This is a genomic window from Paenibacillus sp. OT2-17, assembly GCF_009827695.1.
GTDB lineage: Bacteria > Bacillota > Bacilli > Paenibacillales > Paenibacillaceae > Paenibacillus > Paenibacillus polymyxa_B.
Genome location: NZ_WUDQ01000651.1, coordinates 1 through 1,954, shown reverse-complemented (window position 1 = coordinate 1,954; position 1,954 = coordinate 1). Strand labels below are relative to the sequence as shown.

Below are 1,954 nucleotides of genomic sequence, written 5' to 3'. Positions count from 1 at the left end.
AGAGAAGTTTAAAAAAGAATTGCTCTCCTATGGGCAGCTCAGCACAGAGTTCGCCAAGGAGTTCGGGGCATGAGGATATGGTGTGCTATGCCTCGGTTTTTGTTGATTTGGGCTCCGGCGCCATCGCCAGATCAGCGTGAAAGGAGGGGGAAATCATAGACGGCAAAGCGAAGTATAAGAAAAACAAAGGCAGCAGTTATATTCATAACAATGAGTTCGCGGAAGAAGTGCTGGAGAAAAACGTAAGACATGAAGTACGGAAAAGTCCTAAACGCTTTGGGAATAAATAAGCAGCCATTGAACTAAATAGCAACAGCAACTCATCAAAAATGACCCTAAAGAAGCCTCCGTATCCCGCCAAATTTGCGGTATGCAGGAGGCTTCTTTTTGAACTAAGCCGCTTCACGCAGCGTCATAATCCCTTTGTAGATGTTATAAACAAAAACCCCGAGATAGACCACTACAAATAGCAGTACAAACCCGATCACTGAACCTGCATGATTCGCCGTAATAATAAAATACACTAGCGGAATTGCCGCAATAATGGGGAAAATATGCGATAAAATAGCCTTTTTTGCATGTCCCTGAACATATTCGTCCCGTACTGCAATCCACACAATGACAGGCACTAGAAAAGGTGCGAAGAAAATGCTGAAATAACAAAGTGACGACAAAAGACCTCTCACGGATTAACCCCTCCTTTATGCATGGTTCTTTGTACATAATACCCCGTTAGCGTCCAAATGATTCCTTTTGCAGCCAGCTTCCCTATATCATAAAAAAATGCTTTTGACAGTTGCCCGAAATGTGATATAATAATCAATGCGCTGAATACATAAGGTTTTATTGATCACTATCTTGTCCCAGTAGCTCAGCTGGATAGAGCAACGGCCTTCTAAGCCGTCGGTCGGGGGTTCGAATCCCTCCTGGGACGTCGAAGCGTTCAGATATGTAAAGTTTGAACGAAATTAAAAATGCCTCAAATCCTTGATATATAAGGGTTTGGGGCGTTTTTTCTTTTATTGGGGTTACGATAGAAAACGTTAGAAAAAGGTGTGATTAATACACCTGTTTACTCAAATTATACACACGATTTTTACACGCTATATAAACGTTCAAAAATGTCTGTTGTTTGTTTTGAATCCTGTTCACGTAGCTCTTTCATAAGGTGGGCATATGTAGAGGTAGTGATATCTAATGAGGCGTGACCAAGCCGCTCCGAAACATACAGTAAACTAATACCTTTATATAGTAGCACGCCTGTTGAATAACCACAAAATGGTAGAAAAAAGATCGTCTTTTCTATAGAATCGTTGGTACCATCCAAACGAATCCGAAAGAAGACGATCTCATGAAAAATTCTATCACGATTACATCTATCCTTCAATCCATGCTGACTCCTGAAGAAGTTCAAGGGGTTGTGAAGTTAATAGGTTATGAAGACAAAGGTGATGGACCGTGCTTATGGGGAACTGGAGCGTCTGGATCACTTCAAAACCCATGGACAATCGTTTGTCATTCGGCTTCGCGACAACGTCCATTTGGAAAAGCCTCATGCGCTACGTCGCCTTACGAAGCCAGATTCATCCGTCATTCGGGATATCACTTGCCAGTTGGGAACCCCTCAGTGTCGTTCCAGACAACGTCATCGTGTGGTGATGTTTCGGGATTTTGAAGGTCGGGAAATTCGGGTGGTTACCGATTTAATGCAGGTGACCGCAGAACAAATCGCACAGATCTATAAGGCTCGATGGCAGATTGAAGTCTTCTTTCGTTGGATCAAGCAACATTTGAATATTCCAACGCTGTTTGGTACGACTGAAAATGCGGTCTATGGGCAATTATTCTGTGCTCTAATCGTCTATGTCCTGCTCAATTGGCTATTTGTTGCTGCTCAGACTTCATGGCCCCAACATGCCGTTCTTTCCTTTGCGCGATTTTCTCGTCTATTTCT

General features: G+C 42.8%; 2 protein-coding genes and 1 tRNA gene. 2 read left to right on the top strand and 1 reads right to left on the bottom strand.

From position 1 onward, the window contains the following. Window positions 1–392 precede the first annotated feature (392 nt). A complete protein-coding gene (locus tag GRP75_RS25720; RefSeq protein WP_016324668.1) occupies window positions 393–686 on the bottom strand; it encodes a magnetosome magnetite crystal formation protein family in 294 nt (97 codons plus the stop codon). 174 nt (window positions 687–860) lie between these two features. Here GRP75_RS25720 and GRP75_RS25715 point away from each other — a divergent pair. Together GRP75_RS25715 and GRP75_RS25710 are read left to right on the top strand one after the other, a co-directional pair. Further along, a tRNA-Arg gene (locus tag GRP75_RS25715) sits at window positions 861–934 on the top strand. Window positions 935–1,436: 502 nt separating this feature from the next. Then, window positions 1,437–1,954, top strand: a 518-nt coding sequence (locus tag GRP75_RS25710; protein WP_483311115.1) for an IS4 family transposase, incomplete at its 3' end; no start/stop codon positions are given.